The organism is Pseudomonas sp. GW822-FHT02E03, assembly GCF_058802325.1.
The window spans coordinates 1-18673 of the sequence record NZ_JBXAOA010000049.1 but is presented as its reverse complement, the minus strand read 5'-3'; the positions used below and the strand labels follow the sequence as shown (position 1 = coordinate 18673).

Annotated in this window: 13 protein-coding genes and 1 rRNA gene; 10 read left to right on the top strand and 4 right to left on the bottom strand. The window is 59.7% G+C overall.

The window, feature by feature from the left end; genetic code table 11:
- Window positions 1-20 precede the first annotated feature (20 nt).
- Window positions 21-359: a hypothetical protein gene (locus tag AC1RQB_RS24635; RefSeq protein ID WP_007896114.1), complete on the top strand. Its 339-nt coding sequence runs from the start codon at window positions 21-23 to the stop codon at window positions 357-359.
- A gap of 598 nt (window positions 360-957) precedes the next feature.
- Here AC1RQB_RS24635 and lapD read toward each other — a convergent pair.
- Both lapD and lapG read right to left on the bottom strand, forming a co-directional pair.
- The gene (gene lapD / locus AC1RQB_RS24630) at window positions 958-2904 is read right to left on the bottom strand and encodes a cyclic di-GMP receptor LapD (RefSeq protein ID WP_063341965.1); all 1947 of its coding nucleotides are present in this window, start codon (window positions 2902-2904) and stop codon (window positions 958-960) included.
- Window positions 2905-2918: 14 nt separating this feature from the next.
- Entirely contained in the window at window positions 2919-3611 is a 693-nt protein-coding gene (gene lapG / locus AC1RQB_RS24625) for a cysteine protease LapG (RefSeq protein ID WP_008076522.1), read from the bottom strand.
- 199 nt (window positions 3612-3810) lie between these two features.
- Here lapG and AC1RQB_RS24620 point away from each other — a divergent pair, with 199 nt between their 5' ends.
- From AC1RQB_RS24620 to AC1RQB_RS24600, 5 genes are all read left to right on the top strand, one after another.
- Window positions 3811-4503 carry a GntR family transcriptional regulator gene (locus tag AC1RQB_RS24620; RefSeq protein ID WP_008076519.1) on the top strand — a complete coding sequence of 231 codons (693 nt, stop codon included), beginning with the start codon at window positions 3811-3813 and terminating at the stop codon, window positions 4501-4503.
- A 693-nt stretch (window positions 4504-5196) separates the two neighbouring features.
- Window positions 5197-5973 (top strand): DUF3050 domain-containing protein, encoded by a 777-nt coding sequence (locus AC1RQB_RS24615; RefSeq protein ID WP_063341966.1) that lies wholly within the window; start codon window positions 5197-5199, stop codon window positions 5971-5973.
- Window positions 5970-6902 (top strand): diiron oxygenase, encoded by a 933-nt coding sequence (locus tag AC1RQB_RS24610; RefSeq protein ID WP_063341967.1) that lies wholly within the window; start codon window positions 5970-5972, stop codon window positions 6900-6902. The genes AC1RQB_RS24615 and AC1RQB_RS24610 overlap by 4 nt, the downstream gene beginning before the upstream one ends.
- A gap of 10 nt (window positions 6903-6912) precedes the next feature.
- Entirely contained in the window at window positions 6913-10347 is a 3435-nt protein-coding gene (locus AC1RQB_RS24605; RefSeq protein WP_063341968.1) for a non-ribosomal peptide synthetase, read from the top strand.
- Between the two features lie 29 nt (window positions 10348-10376).
- On the top strand, window positions 10377-10847 hold the full coding sequence (locus AC1RQB_RS24600; RefSeq protein WP_008076509.1) for an SRPBCC family protein: 471 nt from the start codon (window positions 10377-10379) through the stop codon (window positions 10845-10847).
- A gap of 135 nt (window positions 10848-10982) precedes the next feature.
- Here the strand turns inward: AC1RQB_RS24600 and AC1RQB_RS24595 are convergent, their stop codons facing one another.
- Complete coding sequence (locus AC1RQB_RS24595) at window positions 10983-12863, bottom strand: methyl-accepting chemotaxis protein (RefSeq protein ID WP_063341969.1); 1881 nt, start codon at window positions 12861-12863, stop codon at window positions 10983-10985.
- Between the two features lie 302 nt (window positions 12864-13165).
- Here AC1RQB_RS24595 and AC1RQB_RS24590 point away from each other — a divergent pair, with 302 nt between their 5' ends.
- From AC1RQB_RS24590 to AC1RQB_RS24575, 4 genes are all read left to right on the top strand, one after another.
- The gene (locus AC1RQB_RS24590; RefSeq protein ID WP_008076504.1) at window positions 13166-13666 is read left to right on the top strand and encodes a sigma-70 family RNA polymerase sigma factor; all 501 of its coding nucleotides are present in this window, start codon (window positions 13166-13168) and stop codon (window positions 13664-13666) included.
- Window positions 13666-14676: a FecR domain-containing protein gene (locus AC1RQB_RS24585; protein WP_063341970.1), complete on the top strand. Its 1011-nt coding sequence runs from the start codon at window positions 13666-13668 to the stop codon at window positions 14674-14676. The genes AC1RQB_RS24590 and AC1RQB_RS24585 overlap by 1 nt, the downstream gene beginning before the upstream one ends.
- An 88-nt stretch (window positions 14677-14764) precedes the next feature.
- Window positions 14765-17266, top strand: a complete 2502-nt coding sequence (locus AC1RQB_RS24580; RefSeq protein WP_063341971.1) for a TonB-dependent siderophore receptor — start codon at window positions 14765-14767, stop codon at window positions 17264-17266.
- Between the two features lie 70 nt (window positions 17267-17336).
- Window positions 17337-18533 (top strand): PepSY-associated TM helix domain-containing protein, encoded by a 1197-nt coding sequence (locus AC1RQB_RS24575; RefSeq protein ID WP_063341972.1) that lies wholly within the window; start codon window positions 17337-17339, stop codon window positions 18531-18533.
- A gap of 65 nt (window positions 18534-18598) precedes the next feature.
- Here the strand turns inward: AC1RQB_RS24575 and rrf are convergent.
- Window positions 18599-18673, bottom strand: a 5S ribosomal RNA gene (rrf, locus tag AC1RQB_RS24570); the annotation flags it as partial.

The window sequence follows — 18673 nt, the reverse complement described above, 5'->3', positions numbered from 1 at the left end:
CCATTTCCGAGGGATGCTCAATGTTTTACGTGCAACGCGATGCGCAAGGTCAGTTAGTGCGCGTGGAAGCCACGGCCTACGCCGAGGCCACGGAAACGCTGCCGGCCGATCACCATGAAATCCAGGCCTGGTTTGCCCATGAAGTGGTTGAGACCAGCCTCAAGCAGCTCAAGCAGAGCGACCTGGAAATGATCCGGGTACTCGACGACTTGATTCAGGTGCTGACCCAAAAAGGCGTGATCCGCGTCACCGACCTGCCGGCCGCCGCGCAGGCCAAGCTGATGGACCGGACCCAGGCCCGTGAAGCGTTGGGCGGGTTGAGCCAGTTGATCGATGATGATGAGACGGGGTTGATCTAACGCCCGACGCCGATCGTTCCCACGCTCTGCGTGGGAATGCCTCAAGGGACGCTCCGCGTTCCAGCCCCACCGCCGACGTTGCGCCTGGCACCATTGTGACGCGGAGCGTCACGGGCTGCATTCCCACGCAGAGCGTGGGAACGATCATCTGTGCTACCTCACGCTAAACCTCGGCCCGAGCCTGCATCTGCGGCGATTCAAGATGATCCAGCGCCCGTTCCACCAACAGCTGCACAGCGTTGATGCTCGGGGCTTCGGGGTCGATGTCGGGGGACACGGTAAAGAGGTGGCGGCCGTGCGCAGGTGTGCAAGACCGGGACTGTTTAGGACACCCAGCAGATCCGAGAATCTCCTGCGCGCAGCCGCCAAAAGCCAGACTAGCCCTGAGCCTGAGCCCGGACAAGTTCACCAACACCGCTACAACCTGAAGGAAATCTCCTAGGACTTCGCTAGCGGTAATCGTTCCCACGCTCTGCGTGGGAATTCCTCAAGGGACGCTCCGCGTTCCAGCCCCACCGCCCACGTTGCGCCTGACACCGTTGTGACGCGGAGCGTCACAGGCTGCATTCCCACGCAGAGCGTGGGAATGATCAGTGGGCTACTGCCAAGGCTTAGGCTCACCAAACAACTGCCCCTGAACCCCATACAACCCCATCTCACGAATCACCGCCAACTCCCCTTCGGTCTCGACCCGCTCGGCAATCAGCGGCAAATCAATGCTATGCGCCGCCCGCTGAATCGCCTCGATGAACAGGCGCTTATCACTCTCCTGATCAATCGCCCGGATGTAACTGCCGTCGATTTTCAGATACGCCAACCCCAGCCGCGCCAAATTGCCGATCATGCTGAAACGTCCACCAAAGCGCTGCAGGCTCAACGAGAACCCAAGCTCGCGAAGACGCCGCGTCAGCTGTTCCAGCACCGCTTGTTCAGGCAATTGCTCTTCGCCGATTTCCAGGGTCAGTCGTTCCCCGAGATTCGAATGCTGACGCAGAATCTCGAACACTTTGTTCAGCGCCTGCGGATCCGCCAGCGTTGCCGAAGACAGGTTCAGCGCCAGCGACTCTTCATGCTCGGCCATCTGTTCAAGCACCAGTTCCAGCATCAAACGGTCCAGCCGCGCGGTCCAGCCGAAACGCTCGAGCCACGGCAGGAAACGCCCGGCGGGAATGGTCTGGTCCTGCTCGTCGAGCAAGCGCGACAGCACTTTGTAATGCAGCACCACCTGCGTGTCGTGGCTGGCCACCACCGGCTGGAAGTACAGCTCGAAACGCTGCTGATCCAACGCCTGATCCAGCAAGGTGTGCCAGGCATGGTGGTCATCGCCAACCCGGGCCGATGCACTGTGATCGAGGCACGCCCAGCTCGGTTCGCCCTGACTTTCCGCCTGGGCCAACGCCTGATCCGCCAACCCGATCACTGCTTGCGGCGAGTCGCCATGGGCAAACGGCGCCAGCCCGATCGAGGCCACCGACGCCACGTCCGTGGCGCCCGTCGCATGCAGGCTCGCCAAGGCGCTGTCGAGGTTACTCGCCAGTTGCAGCGCTTCTTCGCGCACCAGCCCCGGCGCCAGCACGGCGAACTCACCGCCACGAATGCGCGTGACGAGGTTCTGGGTTTCCGGGTACTTGGCGCACTCGCGGGACAACTGCTCGCCCACCGCTTTCAACAACTCATCGGTGCGCTGACCACCCAGCCGCTGGTTCAAACCAGCCAGGTCCTTGACCCGCAGCAGCAGCAAATAGCCGGAACTGGCCTGCTCGGCATTGCTCACTCGCGCGTTCAATTGCATTTCGAAATAGCGTCGGTTGGCCAGGCCGGTCAGGTTGTCCTGATAGGACTCGGCCCGCAGTTTTTCACTGCGTTCGGCCTGCTCCTGAAACAGCGCCTTGAGCTTCTCGACCATCTGGTTCATCGCCTGCACCACCCGGCGCAGTTCCGGGGTGCGCGGCAGTTCCGGCAGGCTGAGGAATTCGCGGCGAGCAATGGCGTGGGATTGCTTGACCATGTAATCCAGCGGCTTCAGTTGCCGGCGCAGCAACAGCGCGCCCAGCACCGCACTCACCGCGCCGCAGATCAGTAACCAGCCGAGGCTGCCCAACGCGCTCTGCCACAACTTGGCCAACGCGAACATCGGATGGCTGACCACCTCGACCCGCGCGGCCTGCTCCCAGCCACGGCTGACAAGCGCATCGCCACCGGCCGGTTCCAGGCCGATCAGTTTGACGAACCAGTCCGGCACATTGGTGACCGCCGGGATGCCGCTGCGCTCGACAATCGTCTTGTCGTTGGCCAGGTCGACCACACGGATGCTCGCGTAATAACCGCTGTCGAAGATCGAACTGACCAGCAGCTCGACCATCGCCGGGTCGTCGATGTTCGGCGTCAGGGACAGCGCCAACGCCGTGGCTGCGTCCTGGGCATGGGAGCGCAACTGGTTGACGTACTGGGTGCGCGAGCTTTCCAGACTGACCATGAAGCTGCCGGTGAAGGCGACCACCAGGAACAGACAGATAGCGATCAACAGCTGTTTGAACAAAGACATCTGAGCGCGTGCTCCTAGTTAGTCGTCTCGACCGGAAAACCTTCGGCCTGCATTTTCTTCAACACATCCTGCCAGCGGGACAGGCGTTTGGTGTCTCCGACCTTTTTGTTGCCCTTGGCACCCGGCAACCACAACCCTTCGGCATTGAAAGAGTAGACCGGCAGCAAATCGGTTCGCTGGCTGGCAGGTTTGATCGCGTCGATCAGGCTGTCGAGCACCAAAGGCATGGCCTCCGGGCTCGAATAGTAGGTCAGGACCATGTGCGCGCGGTTCAGGCGCAAAGCCTTGACGTAGGTGATGCGCAGCTTGTCACTGGAGACACCGAGATGGCGCAGGCTGAAATACTTGGCGATAGCGTAGTCTTCGCAGTCGCCGGCGCCTTTCCATAAGCCTTCGATCGGCGTTTCCCAATAATCGACCTCGTGCCACAGGTCGATGTCTTCTTCGTAGCGCATCTGCTTGTTGAAGAACCGGTTGACCACGTTGAGCTGTTCCAGCTCGCCAATCTGCTTCTGCGTGGCCAGCAACTGCTGCCAGGCATCGATGCGCTGCTGCCCTTCACCCAAAGGCCCGTACAATGCCTGCGCGCGACGGCTGATCAGCGAAAAATCCCAATCGGCATGCAGCCCGCCCAGCATGGCGCCGGCCAGCAGCAGTGCGCAGCCTAGCCAGCGCAAAGTCCGAGGGATCGCGAAACGTACCGCCAATGCGAGGCATCCAGGGTAGGCAGGTGGAAGTCGGTTGATGGTGCAGGTTAGCCCGGTAAAAGACAATGGCACGGTGAGATCACCGTCGGCACGCTAGACTTTAAGGTAATGCGATCTTTTGCCCGTTTGACAACCTGTCAGCCAGTCACTAGGGTCCATTTGGATCCAGAATTTATCAGCCAATCAGGGTGCGTTTGTTGTGACACAGAAGCCTAGCCCTCTCAGCAGTATCAAGGTCAACGGGCCGATTCCCGCTCATCTGGCACGCTCGGTGATCGAAGAAACCCTGCGCGCGGCCATCCTGGACGGACGCCTGCCGCGCAGTACCGCCCTGCGCCAGCAGGAACTGGCGGACCTGTTCGGCGTAAGCCGCATGCCGGTGCGCGAGGCATTGCGCCAGTTGGAGGCGCAATCACTGCTTAATGTGGTCCCGCACAAAGGCGCCGTGGTGGCCCCGCTGATCGACAACGATGCGGTCGAGACCTACGCCTTGCGCTCGGTGCTGGAGTCATTCGCTTTGCGCCTGTCCATTCCGCTGCTCGATGACAGCGACCTGGCGCGGGCGGCCCAATATATCGAGCAACTGGAAGCGCAAACCGATTACTCCGAGATCGGCAAGCTCAATCGGCTGTTTCACATGTCGCTTTACCACAAGGCACCTAACCGCAAGCTTCTGGGCCTGATCGAACGAGAGCTCAATGAAGAAGAGCGCTTCCTGCGCTTTCATCTGTCGTCCATGGGGCTGGGTAAACTCACCCAAGACGACCATCGCGCACTGCTCGAGGCCGCGAGGGCCAAAGACATCGATAAAGCGGTTGCCTTGCTGGAGCAGCACCTGGAAAAAGCCTCCGCCACCATGCGGCGGTATCTGGATCAACAGCTAAAACGTTAATCGCTCGCCGGCGATCTGGCCGGCGTATCACTTTCTTACCTATCGCTCCTCCTTCCCCTTCCTATTCGCACCTGCCTGGCGCCGCGTTCGGCCGTGGCCGCCTCTCTCGCCGCCATCAGTTCAATGGCACTGCCATTGATTTAGGCTCACTCTTGCGTTTATCGATTCAAACAGACCAAAAGAAGTCAGCGCCTGACAGAAAACCAGGCGAATCGAAGCCAATACGCAAGGAGCGGCGCCAACAGGCGGGATAATCGGAAGTCCGACCGATGTCCCGCCCATAAAACATCAAATCTTGATTCCCTGTTCCCTGAAGTGCTCTGAGTGAGGCATTCACTCAATCTATTCAATTCTGATGAATACAAATCGGAAGGAGCCACTTCGCCTGAATAAAACTTATATAAAAAGTTTTATAAGGCCACTTCATGCCCAATAAACCGCCCACTTCAAATAATTAAAATATCGCTTGCCGCCTACTTGTTTCGTGTATTAGTTTTTTCTTCGTCGAGCCGTTATCGACCGCTCCTGATTCCGTAAAAGCCCTACCAGGCAAGACCTTCAAGGCCGGCACGGGCATTCAGAGCGAATATTTAAACAACTTTGGTACTCCATGGATTTCGGTTCAAGCGCCCGCTCGTCTTTATAAAAAAGCGGGCGACCTTGCCGCCAAACAACATTGATGAGGACGTTCATATGCAGCCAACTAAAGAACAACTTTTTCTGAAAAAACGCGAACTTGGCCAACACCCGGTATTTTCCGAAATAACATCAATTAACTTATTGCGCCGTTTTATGGAAAGCCATGTTTTCGCGGTGTGGGACTTCATGTCCCTGACCAAACGGCTGCAACGTGAACTCACTTGTGTCCATCTGCCCTGGCTGCCGCCGGCGGACCCGCAAGCTGCACGTCTGATCAACGAAATCGTGCTGGGAGAAGAATCGGATGACCGCCCGGGGGCGGGGTATTGCAGCCACTTCGAATTGTATCTGGATGCCATGCAGGAGGTCGGCGCGGACACCCGGGCCATCAAGCGATTCATCACGCTGCAGCAGGAAGGCGTAAGCCCCCAGACCGCGCTGGACAGTGTCGAGGTCGAACCAGCGGCGGCAGAGTTCGTCCGCCAGACCCTGCACACAGCCCTGCACGCCCCGGCGCACAGCGTGGCTGCCGCGTTCGTGCATGGTCGCGAGAGCGTCATTCCGCAGATGTTCCAGCGCATGCTGGATGCCTGGGGCATTGGCCTGGATCAAGCCCCGACGTTTCGTTACTACCTGCAACGGCATATTGAAGTCGATTCCGAAGACCACGGCCCGGCGGCGGAAAAACTGCTGGCACGGCTGATCGATGGCGACCCGCAGCGCGAAACCGAAGTTCTGGCCGCTGCGCTCGCCGCCGTCCAAAGCCGCGCCGCCCTGTGGGACGGCTTGCGTCAGAGCATGGCCCAACCGGTTGCGCAGGTGACGCCATGAATGCCATCCACTACCAATCCTTCGCTGACGCCTGGGAAAGCCGCGCCACCATTCGCACCCGGCCACGACGCCGGCTCGAAGACGACGACAAACTGATCTTCCCCATGAGCCGCCAACCCCTGGTCCACAGCCAGACCTTTCTCAGCCACTGCCCGCAGCTGCGCGACTTTGTGCTGGTGCAGAGCCTTTACAAGTTCATCAACGACGTCGTGATTTTCGAGACTGAGCTGGTGGATCACACCGCCCGCCGCATCGCCAAGAACAGCTTCGGCATTGAGTTCCCGTTCGCCTGCCGCTACGACGCGATGACGGTCGTGGTAGACGAGGATTACCACGCACTGGTGGCGATGGATTTCATGCAGCAGACCATCGACATGACCGGCATCGCACCGATCCCGTTGCCCATGCAGATCGAACTCAGCCGCGCGATACCGGCGACGCTGGCCCAGGCACCGAAGCACCTGCTCAGCGCCGTAGAGCTGATCTGCATCGCCATTGCCGAAAACACCGTGACCAATGAAGTGGCGGCCTTCGCCCGGGACGATTCGGTCAAGGCTTCGATCAAGGGTTTGATGGCCGACCACCTTATGGATGAGGGACGTCACGCCGGTTTCTGGACGCGGCTGGTGCAGATTTACTGGAGCACCGCCCCCGAAGAGGACCGCCATGCGATAGCGCGCTTGATGCCGGGTTTCATCGCCCAGTACTTGGCGAGCGATCTGCAGCGGGCGTTCGATTTCGAGCTGATCGCTCACCTGTCCGTCGATGAATCGGTACGCCAGTCGCTGCGTGAAGACGCCAGTGCGCTGGCCTACCCCATCAACCGATTTCATCCGCTGGTGGGCAACATCACGCGCTTCTTTCGCAGCAGTTCGATGCTCGCCTCCCCCTGCGTGCGCGACGCCCTGGCCGATTACCTGACTCCTTGAGGATCCGTCCATGAGACGCCTTGAAATTGCAGTGTCTGGCAGCAGCCAGGCAATGGCTGAACTGGCCCTTGAACTTGAACTGCACGGCCATGGTGTCGTGCGTATTGAATCGCCGGCCAATCACTGCCCGGTGGATTTGTTGATCGACGACGGAACGGCGCCGTGCGACGGCGTCCAGGCCCGGTCTCGCCTGGAGGTACGCGTGTCACTCGATGCCCTGGTGGACGAGACGTTGCCGCAGCCGGTGGTGGTTTTTCGCGACGGTGCGCAGCGACTTTTATGGCGGCAGGTTATCGCTCCTGAAAGCTGCGGCAACGGCCAGTCCCTGCGCCTGCGCACACTGGCAGCGGTAGTCGAAAGCGGCGCACGGCTGGTCAGCCAGTTTTCCCGGGATGAGGCCTGTTTCGATCATTGGCCCACGGCGGAGGTCGGCGCTGCCGCCCCACTATTGCATGGGCTTGATGCACTGGAGATGCTGGCCTTCGAACACCGCCTCAATGCGCCTGCGGTGCCGTGGCTGCTGGCCGCCGCCCAAGTGCCGGTGATGCACAGCATTGAGCAGCGCATGCTCGATGACGCAACGCAACCGGCCCTGTGGGTCGATGGTTTGCTCGTCGATTACAAAGCCTTGCGCAGCCTGGCGTTGAGCTTGCAACAACCGATGCTGGACATGCTGCGCCATCGCGGCGCAACCGACCGCCCTCTGGTGATCGGCGTGTGCCTGCCCAAGTCACTGCAACTGTACGCGGCGATTCTGGCGGTGCTGGGTTGCGGTGCGGTGTACCTGCCGCTGGACCCGCAGCATCCGGCACAACGTCGGCGCTTCATTCTGGAAAACGCCAACGCAGACCTGCTGTTGCACGACGGCGCCAGCGAGTTGGGCGACGTCTCGCTGCCGATGCTGGACATTCGCCGTCTGCCTTCGCCCAAGCCCGGCCTCCCGGCCTCGCTGATCCGCCGCACGGTGAACATCGACGAACCGGCCGTGGCGATCTACACCTCCGGCACCACCGGCCAGCCCAAAGGCGTGTTGCTCAGCCATCGCAACCTCAGCCATTTCTGTGCCTGGTACGCCGACCACGTCGGGTTGCAGCGCAGCAGTCGGGCGTTGCAGTTTTCCACGATCAATTTCGACGCGTCGCTGCTGGATATCCTGCCGACCTTTATCCAAGGCGCGCGACTGGTGGTGCCCAGCGACGACCAGCGTCGCGATCCACAGCAATTGGTCGAGTTGATTCGCGCACAGCAAGTGACCCACGCCTTCCTGCCGCCGGCGCTGCTGAGCGTCATGCCGCTGCAAGCACCGCTGGGCCTTGAGCACTTGATTACCGGCGGCGATGTCTGCGAGCCGTTCGTGATCGCGCAGCTCGCACCGCAATGCCGATTCCACAATATTTATGGCCCGACCGAAACCACAGTGTTAGCCACCACGCGGCAATTTTGCGTCGGCGATAGCAATCGGAACCTCGGTATCCCCATCGCCAATGGCCGGGTATTGATTCTGGATGAGCAACTGCAACCAGTGCCTCAAGGCACACCCGGCGAGCTGTACATCGCCGGGCCGGGTGTCGGCCTGGGTTATCTGAACGACCCAGCGCTGACGGCGGCGCGCTACCTCAACCTGACGCTGCCCAACGGGCAGGCGTTGCGGGTTTATCGCACCGGCGATATCGGCCAGTGGACCGACGACGGGATCGAGCTGAGTGGGCGTCGGGATAACCAGGTGAAGATCCGGGGCTTTCGGGTCGAGCCCGAGGAAATCGAGCATTGTCTGCGCGAAAGCCATCTGTTTCGTCAGGTAGCAGTGGTGATCGATGAACGGCGGCGGATTCTGGCGTACCTGGTTCACCCGAGGGAGGACCGCCCCGGCACCGCTCTGCCAGCCTTGCGCGAGCATGTGCAAAACACGCTGCCCGGTTACATGCACCCCGGCGCCTACATTGAGCTGCCACGCCTGCCTTACACCAGTAACGGCAAGGTCGATCGACGGGCTCTGCTCGCGACCTCGGTACAGGCCCAGGTCGCCAGTCAGCGGCGCCAGCCGCAGACCCCGTTGCAGATGCAGTTGCGCCAGCTGTGGTCCGAGTTGCTTGAGCTGCCGGTCGAGGAGATTGCCACCGATGAAAGCTTCTTCAACCTGGGCGGGCATTCGATTCTGCTGTCACAGCTTCTGCTGAGCATCCGCCAGGTGTTCGGTCGCAGCCTCTCGATCAATCGCTTCATCGAAGCGCCCACGTTGCTGACCCTCGCCAAGCTGCTCGATGGTCCCGAGCAAAGCGCAGCTTCGACACTCAGCCCCCAGGCCTTCATCGATGCCGAAGCCGAACTCAACCTCGATCCGCTGCCGGTCAGCCAGTGCGGTGATGTACATAAAGTGCTGGTGACCGGCGCCAACAGCTTTCTCGGGGTACACATCGTCGAGGCTTTGCTGGCCTGGGGCGCCACCGAGGTTGCGTGCCTGGTGCGTGAGTCCGGCGGACAAAGCGCGGCCGAACGTTTCGCCCAGGCCCTGCGGGATAACCGTCTCACCCATCTGGACCTGAGCCGGGTCAGCGTTTACGCCGCCGACATCACCCAACCGCAATTGGGTTTGCCGGACGACGTTTACGCACGCATCGACCGCACCTTCGGCGCGCTGGTGCACAACGCCGCCAACGTCAATCACGTCCTCGATTACGAGTCGTTGGCGCGGGATAACGTCGAGCCGATTTTCGAGTGCCTGCGCCTGTGTGAAGGGCGCAGCAAGAAGATCTTCAACTTCGTCTCGACGCTCTCGGCGTCCAGCACGATTTCCGACGATGGCCGGGTGCTGGAGTTGCCCGCCGCGCAGACACCGCCGATCTACATCAGGAACGGCTACAACCTGTCCAAGTGGGTCGGCGAGCGGATCCTCGAGCGGGCGCGGGAGCGTGGGGTGCGGGTCAATCTTTATCGCCCCGGCAACATCAGTTTCAACAGCCTCACCGGCGTCTGCCAGCCCCACAAAAATCGCTTGATGCTGATGCTCAAGGGCTCGATCCAGCTCGGCCAGGTGCCGGAACTGGCGCTGAATTTCGACCTGATGCCGGTGGATTTCCTCGCCCGTTTCATCGCCTTCCACGCCAGCCGTTACCAGGCCGAAAAAGCCGTGTTCAACCTGCACAATCCCGAGCCCCTGAGCTGGGACGCCTACGTGGCGCCATTTCGCGAGACCGGTCGGGAATTCGCCATGGTCAGCGTCGCCGACTGGCAGCAGCAACTGAGCCGCGTCGATAGCGAAAACGCGCTGTTTGGCGTGCTCGGTTTCTACCTCAACGGCTTCGAAGAAGACATCGGCGACATCTCGATGATCGGCCACGACAACGCCCAGGCCGGCGTGCGGCAGATGGGCGCGCATTACCCGGAAAAATCCCCGGCGCTGCTGCGGCGCGGCTGCGACTACCTCAAAGAAATCAACTTCATCTGATTCACCCTAACCCTGCACGGAGCAAAACCATGAATACTCTGCAACCCGATACCCTGATCAAAAATCCTCACGGCTGCCATGTTGTGTCTTCGGTGGAAGTACCGGCCGATGCGGCGCAAGTCTGGGCGGTGGTCGGCAACTTTGCCGGCTTCGATCGATTCATTCCGGCGCTGTCGCACATCGAGATGACGGGCGAAGGTGTGTCGTCACTGCGCAAGAAATTCTTCAAGGATGACAACCACCTGGTGGTCGAGCAGCTCAACTCTCGGGACGACCAGGCACTGAACATGACCTGGACCCTCATCTACAACACCTTGGGCATAGGCAATTTGTGGGCGGCGATGAGGGTGGAATCCATCGGCGCAGACAAGTCGCGGGCAATCTGGACCATCATCGCCGAACCGGCTCAGGGCGGTGAGCAAGCCCTGCCTGGGTTCAAGGATTTCCTTCAGGGGTTTGCCGATGATGCGATGGGGAATGTGTTGAAGTTGTTTGTGTAGGGCTTCGTTCTAGCGGTGACTGATCTACCCCTATCGCGGGCAAGCCCGCTCCCACAGGGGATGTGTGTACGACACAAACCATGTGGGAGCGGGCTTGCCCGCGATTGAACGATAACGCGGTTCAACTGACCTCAATCAAATCTTGAAACTATCAACCAACTGCTTCAACCGATTGGCCTGCTGGGACAGCGCATCGCAATCCTTCAATGTTTCATTGAGGTTGGCCACGCTCTGCTGGTTCAACAGGTTGATCTGGTTGACGTCGACGTTGAGGGTTTCCACCACGGCGGTCTGCTCTTCGGTCGCTGCGGCCACCGACTGGTTCATGCCGTCGATTTCGCCGATGCGCTGGGTCACGCTGACCAGTCGCAGGCCGGCCTGGTTCGCCACTTCGACACTCTGCTCGCTGGATGCCTGACTGGCATTCATCGTGGTCACCGCTTCGCGAGAACCGATCTGCAGCGAGCTGATCATCTTGTGGATCTCTTCCGCCGATTCCTGGGTGCGATGAGCAAGGTTGCGCACCTCGTCCGCCACCACCGCAAAACCACGACCGGCCTCACCGGCGCGGGCCGCTTCGATGGCCGCGTTGAGCGCCAGCAAATTGGTCTGTTGGGAAATACCTTTGATCACATCGAGAATGTGGCCGATGTTGTCGGTGCTCGCGTTCAGGGTTTCGATCTGCGTGCAGGACAGGCTGATTTTCTGCGACAGCTCGGTCATGGCCAGGATAGTTTTTTCCACCACCTGACGACCGTCATCGGCCTGCTCGCTCGCGCCGCTGGCGTGTTGCGAAGCATCGGCGGCGTTGCGGGCGATTTCCTGGGTGGCGGCGCCCAACTGGTTGATCGCCGCAGCCACACTGTTGGTGCGGGCGCTTTGTTCGTCGGAGCCGACGATCGAAGCGTTGGACGACGCCATCACCCGTTGCGACAGGTCATGAACCTGACGGGTCGCCGAGGACACTTCGCAAATCGATGCGTGAATCCGCTCCACGAATTGGTTGAAAGAGCCGCCCAACTCGCCGAACTCATCTTTGCTTTCTACCACCAGACGACGGGTCAGGTCGCCCTCGCCCTGAGCGATGTCCTGCATCGCACGACCCATCGTGGTCAGCGGACGCATCAGTACGTTGATCAGCAGACTCAGCAACACTGCAATGGCGGTCACGGCGATGAACATCGCGATCAGCGCCGAAGTGCGGAACTGGCTCAGTGGTGCGTAGGCCTTGGCCTTGTCGATCGACAGACCGATGTACCACTCGGCATTTGGCAAACCACTCACCGGCGTGAACGAGAGGATGCGGTCTTGCTTGTTCAGTTCTACTTCCTGATTGCCTTTCCCGATGCGGACACTGGAACCCGGATAGATGTCTTTCAGGTTCTTCATCACCTGATCCTTGTCCGGGCTGACGATCACCTGACCGTCGGCGCTGACGAGGAACGCGTGACCGATGCCACCGAAGTCCACCGAGTTGATGATCTTCACCAGGGTTTCCAGACTGAGGTCACCGCCGACGACGCCCAGCAGTTCGCCTTGCTTTTTCACCGGCATGGCGATGGTCACCACTAACCCGCCGACCGCGGCCATGTAAGGCGGGGTCAGCATGGTCTTGTCGGCGACCACGGCTTGTTTGTACCAGGGGCGCTGACGCGGATCGTAGCCGTCCGGCATCTTCGCGTCAGGGCGCTGGGTGAACACACCATTGGCCTGCCCGACGTAGGTGAACTGGAAGTTCGAGGTGAGGGCAGGTTGATCGACCAGCCCCGGCAAATCGGCATTGGCGCCTTGATGAGCGATGTTCTGCGCGAGGTTTTCCAGGACCAGCACCCGGCCGCTCATCCAGTTCTGCACGCTGCTGGCAGTCAGCTCGCCAGCTTGTTCAACGGAAGACTCGAGGTTTTGTCGGATGGTGTTTCGCTGCAGATAGTCGTTGTACAAAGTGAACAACGCAAATGCCAACACCACGACGCCTGAAGCGGCCAGCAGAATTTTATGGCTGAACTTGAGATTCATTTCATGGGACTTCTTATGCAAAAAAGTGGGGATGCGTTCCGGGTTGCAACATTCCATGTAACAGCGCAGACGGCATTCTTGGGCCGCTCTACTTTGGTGCACGCATGTCTCACCAGTCTGTCGGCACGAGCGGGAGAAATCTTAGGGGTTTGTACGAAACCCGTCGGATAACCGCCGAACGGCGTGCCAGAGCGCGCGAATAGCAGTGTTTGCTGGTGGCTGCTCGAACGGCAGTTGCAAATTTCCCGACCCTTGATGACAATGCGACTAATTATCATTTGTGACGTCGGGCTGTCGCGTTCATGTCTTCACCTGAGTTTGCAGTACAGGCGCTTTACAGCAGCCATCACGGGTGGCTCAACACGTGGCTACGTGCGCGATTGGGCAATGCAGCCGATGCGGCGGATCTGGCTCAGGACACGTTCGTCCGGCTGCTGCAAAGAACCGAACGCCTGGAGCTCAAGGCCCCCCGCGCTTTTCTACGAACCATCGCCCGCGGCCTGGTGATCGACCATTGGCGTCGTGAGGAAATCGAGCGCGCGTACCTGGAAACCATCGCCCATTTGCCTGAGGCCGAAACCCCGAGCGCCGAGGCACGGGCATTGGTGCTCGAATTGCTGGAAAGCATCGCCCGCATGCTTGAAGGCCTGAAGCCGAAAGTGCGTCAGGCATTTCTGCTGGCCCAGTGCGAAGGATTTACCCACAAGCAGATCGCCGAACACATGGGATTATCCCTGCGTTCGGTGGAGCGTTATGTGGCCGACGCGCTGTATCACTGCTACGTGCTGCGGTACGAAGCGTGATGCCTGTGGATAACTCAGCACTGAACCGTCGCGGCGAGCCCCATCAGCAGGTGGTTAAACAAGCCATCCATTGGTTGCTGCGCCTGCGTAACAACGCGACCAATCCCAGACTGCGCCAACAATGCGACGTCTGGCGGGCCGAGCACCATGATCACGAACTGGCCTGGCAACGGGTGCAGTCCCTGCAAGCCGAGTTGAGCAGTAATTTGCGCGCGGTGCCCGGGGCTCAAGTCGCCTTCAACACTTTGGAAAACAGCGCGCAGGGATTGGGTCGGCGCCAGGCATTGAAGCTGCTGTCGGGCGCATTGCTGATGGGTTCAGCGGCATGGCTGGGCAAGGATGTCGGCTGGCAACAGTGGACCGCCGACTTCGCCACCGCCACGGGCGAGCGACGCGGTTTCCAGTTACCGGATGGCACGCGCCTGGAGCTCAACACCGCCAGCGCGGTGGATCTGGACTACACCGCGCAGCAGCGCCTGATCAAACTGACTCGCGGCGAGATCGTCGTGACGTGCGGTGGGGCAAGTGAAGGGGTTTCGTTTGATCGACCGTTGCGGGTGCAAAGCCGTCACGGTGTATTCGAAAGTGTGGCTGCGCGCTTCATTGTTCGTCAGGACGCCAACTGCACGCGGCTCAGCGTCACCAGCGGCGTCGTCGCAATCCATTCGCCACGGGCCGCCGATGGGCTGCCGATTCAGGTGCAGGCCGGGCAGAGTTATCTGATCGATCGGAGTCGAGCGCAGTTGGCACCGCCGCAGGACATGGATGCGGGCGCCTGGGTGGATGGCCTGATTGTCACCCGCAACATGCGCCTCGGGGATTTCATTAATGAAGTCGGACGTTACCGTCCCGGCTATCTGACCTGCGCGGCGGATATTGCCCACTTGCGGCTGTCCGGGGTTTTCCGTCTCGACGACACCGACAAACTGCTGGCCATTCTGCCGCAAACCCTGGCGGTGCAACTGCGCTATCGCACTCGCTATTGGGTGACGCTGGAGCGACAGGCCTGAATTATTTTTGGCGGGTTTTCCGAACAAGTCCGGCTTAGTCAGTAAGCACTTCAACTCTGCCTTCAGCGACTTCCTACGGAAACCTACAATGACTGTGCGCGCCATCAGTAAGAACCCTCTCCATTTCGCCGCGGAATCAGGCGTATTGCGCCACGCCATTCGCGCGGCGCTGTTCTCGACCGCACTGGGTGTCGGCCTGTTGCCGACACTTGGCGTTGCTGCACAGGGCAGCGAAGCCAGTAGCCACCGCTACAACATCGCCGCCGGCCCCTTGAGCGATGTGCTCAATCAATTCGCGCGTCAGGCGGGCATCACGCTGTCGACGACTCCGGCTCAAACTCAGGGCCTTCAATCGCCGGGATTACAGGGCGACTATTCGGCGGATCAGGCGTTGAGTCATTTGCTCAATGGCACAGGGCTTGTGGCCGTCAGTCAGGATGGCAGCAGCTATGTGCTGCGGCCCGTTGCTGAAACCGAAGCCCTGGCGCTGCCCGCCACCGACATCAAAGGCTTCGCCCTGGGTAACGCGCTGGGCAGCATGGATGGTTACAACGCAACGCACAGCCAGATCGCCACCAAGACCAGTACCGCGCTGCTGGAAACCTCACAAAGCGTGTCCGTGGTGACCCGCGAGCAAATGGACGACCAAGGCTCGCAAACCGTGTCCCAGGCGATGCGCTACACCCCGGGCGTGCTGACCAACCCTTACGGCGCGACCCACCGTTACGACTACGTGGCGATGCGCGGTTTCAACGACGGCTCGGTGGATAATATTTATCTCGACGGCCTCAAATCCATGGGTGACAGCGGCACCTACAGCACCATGCAGGTAGACCCCTATTTCCTCGAACGAGTCGATATTCTCAAAGGACCGTCGTCGGTGCTCTACGGTCGCAGCTCGCCGGGCGGGCTGGTGGCGTTGACCAGCAAGAAACCGTTGTATGAGCCCTATCATCAGGTTCAGGCCACGGTGGGCACTCAAGGCCAACGTGGCATGGGCTTCGACTTCAGCGGGCCGGTGGATGATGACAAGCGTATTGCCTATCGGCTGACAGGGTTGGCGGATCAGTCCGACACACAGTTCGACCACAATGAGGAAAAGCGCTTCGCCCTGGCGCCGACGGTGAGCATCGATTTCACCGAAGATACCTCGCTGACGCTGCAAGCCTATCTGCAACACGATCCCGACGGCGGCTATCACGGCGGCGTCCCGGCCGATGGCACGATCCATCAGCGCAACGGCAATCGGATCTCCCCCAACTTCTTCGAAGGCGAGCCGGGTGTTGATGGCTTCCAGCGTGATCAACAGTCCTTCGGTTATCAGTTCGAACACCGCTTCAACGACGTCTTCACCGCTCGGCAGAACTTTCGTTATCTCGACTCCAAGGTGAAGATCGATCAGGTTTACGCCTATGGCTGGACTACCCCCACCAGTAACGAGTTGAACCGCTATTACACCGGCGGCGACGAAAAGCTCCACGCCTTTATCGTCGATAACATGCTGCAAGCCGAGTTCTTCACCGGCGCAACCAAACACACCGTGCTGATGGGCGCGGACTACCAGCGACGCAAAACGGTGGTCGACTGGACCAGTGGCGGTCTTGCGCCGATCGATGCGTTCAATCCGGTGTACGGCAATTCGGCCATCGACTTCTACAGCCCGACCAGCTATCTGCGGCGCCTGGAACAGACCGGCGTCTACCTGCAAGACCTGATCGAGATGGATAAGTGGCGCTTCTCTTTGGGCCTGCGTCAGGACTGGGTTGAAACCTCCGATGAAAATCGGCTGGCTGAAGCGGGGCGCCCTGTAGGCACGGAAATCAGTGACGAACGCACCAAGCTGACGGGCCGGGCTGGGGCGCTGTACCTGTTCGATAACGGCATCGCACCGTATATCAGCTACTCCGAGTCGTTCAACCCGAATTCCTACGCGGACAGCGCCGGCAATCCTCTGGCACCGACCGATGGCACCCAGTGGGAAGTGGGCCTGAAGTACCAGCCACCAGGCACCGACAACTTGTTCACGGCGTCGCTGTTCCGCATCGATCAGGAAAACCTGGCGACCAAACTGCCGCAGGAAAACTTCTATCGCGCTGTAGGCGCCGTCCGCTCCCAGGGTCTGGAACTGGAAGCGCACATGCAGCTGACCGATAACCTGAAAGTGCTCGGCAGCTACACCTTCACCGACATCGAGTATTCGAAGTCGATGATCAGTACGTTGAGCACCGCAACCGACGTGATCGAAAACAAGGGCAACTCGCCGACTCAGGCGCCACGTCATATGGCCTCAGTGTGGGCGGACTACAAGTTCGACAGCGCAGCGCTTGATGGCCTGCGTCTTGGCGGCGGCGTGCGTTATGTCGGCTACAGCTGGGCCGATGCGGAAAACACCCTGAAGGTGCCGTCCTACACGCTGTTCGATGCGTCTGTCGGCTATGACCTGGGCAAGGTGGGCTTGAAGGGCGTGGACGTACGTTTGAATGCGAACAACCTGACCAACGAGTCCTACGTGGCCTCCTGTGCCAGCCTGAACTTCTGCTACCTGGGTGAAGAGCGCAACGTCGCCGCTACCGTGAGCTACCAGTTCTAACGACTTGTTATCCAAAAAAGCCAGCCCCTGAATCCAGGAGCTGGCTTTGTCGTCTCTGCAGGAAAATTCCATGCGTGCATTTCTGGTTTTACTTCATCGCTACATTGGTTTGGCGACTGCGTTGTTTCTGCTGATGGCGGGGCTTACGGGCAGCATCCTGGCGTTCAATCATGAGCTGGATGAGTGGCTCAATCCAGGGTTCTATACAGCGTCTGCCGACGGTCAGCGTTTGCCGCCCGGCACTTTGGTAGACAAGCTGCAAGCGGAGCATCCGAGGCTACAAGTCTGGTACATGGAGTACCCGTCAGAACAGGGTCATACCGCATTGCTGGCTGCGGTACCGCGTAATGATCCTGCGACCGGAAAACCTTTTTCCGAGCCCAATCAGGTGTTCTATCTGGACCCGGTCAATGGCGAGCAGAAAGGGCAGCGGTTCTGGGGAGAATGCTGCTTTCAGCGGGAGAATTTCATTCCGTTCATTCTGGAGTTCCACTACAACCTGGTTCTGCCGAATAACTGGGGATTGTTGTTAATGGGACTGGTCGCGATCGCCTGGGTTGTCGATTGTTTCATCGCGCTTTGGCTGACGCTTCCACGAGGGAAACCGTTCTGGAAGAAGTGGTCGACGGCCTGGAAGATCAAGGGTGGGCATGCCTACCGGCTGAATTTTGACCTGCATCGGGCGGGTGGGTTGTGGCTTTGGTTGTTGCTGCTACCGATTGCGGTCAGCAGTGTCGCCATGAACCTGCCGAGTCAGGTCTTCAAGCCTGTGGTTTCACTGTTTTCGCCGATTGAGCCGAGCGTTTACGAGGCCCGCGGACGCATGCCTGCTGAGGAGCTGGGAGTTACGCGGCTGAGTTATCAACAGGCTTATGAACGTGCGTTACAGGAGGGGCAAAAGTTAGGGCTGACCGCTGCAATCGGGGAGTTGTATTACAGCTTTGAGTACAACTTTTATGGGGCAGGGTTTGGGCAACATGATACCGAGGCCCATGGAAAGTCCTGGCTGTTCTTCCATGGCACGGACGGGCGTTTACTGGGGCAGGAAATCGCAGGGCAAGGCACCCTGGGAGAGCGTTTTTATCGGCTGCAATTGCCGATACACGGAGGGCGGATCATTGGGCTCACCGGGCAAGTCATGATCGCGGTGCTAGGTGTTTTGATTGCAGTATTGTCGGTGACGGGAATCTATATCTGGTGGCGCAAGTTGCTGGCTCGAAGGAGTAGCAAGGCACGTAAGAGCAGGATGTGCCCCATTCCAGATTGAGGTTTCTATAGCCCAGAAAGACAAAACCCCTGTCTGCATAAGCAGACAGGGGTTTCGGAATTCAATCTTGACGATGACCTACTCTCACATGGGGAAACCCCACACTACCATCGGCGATGCATCGTTTCACTGCTGAGTTC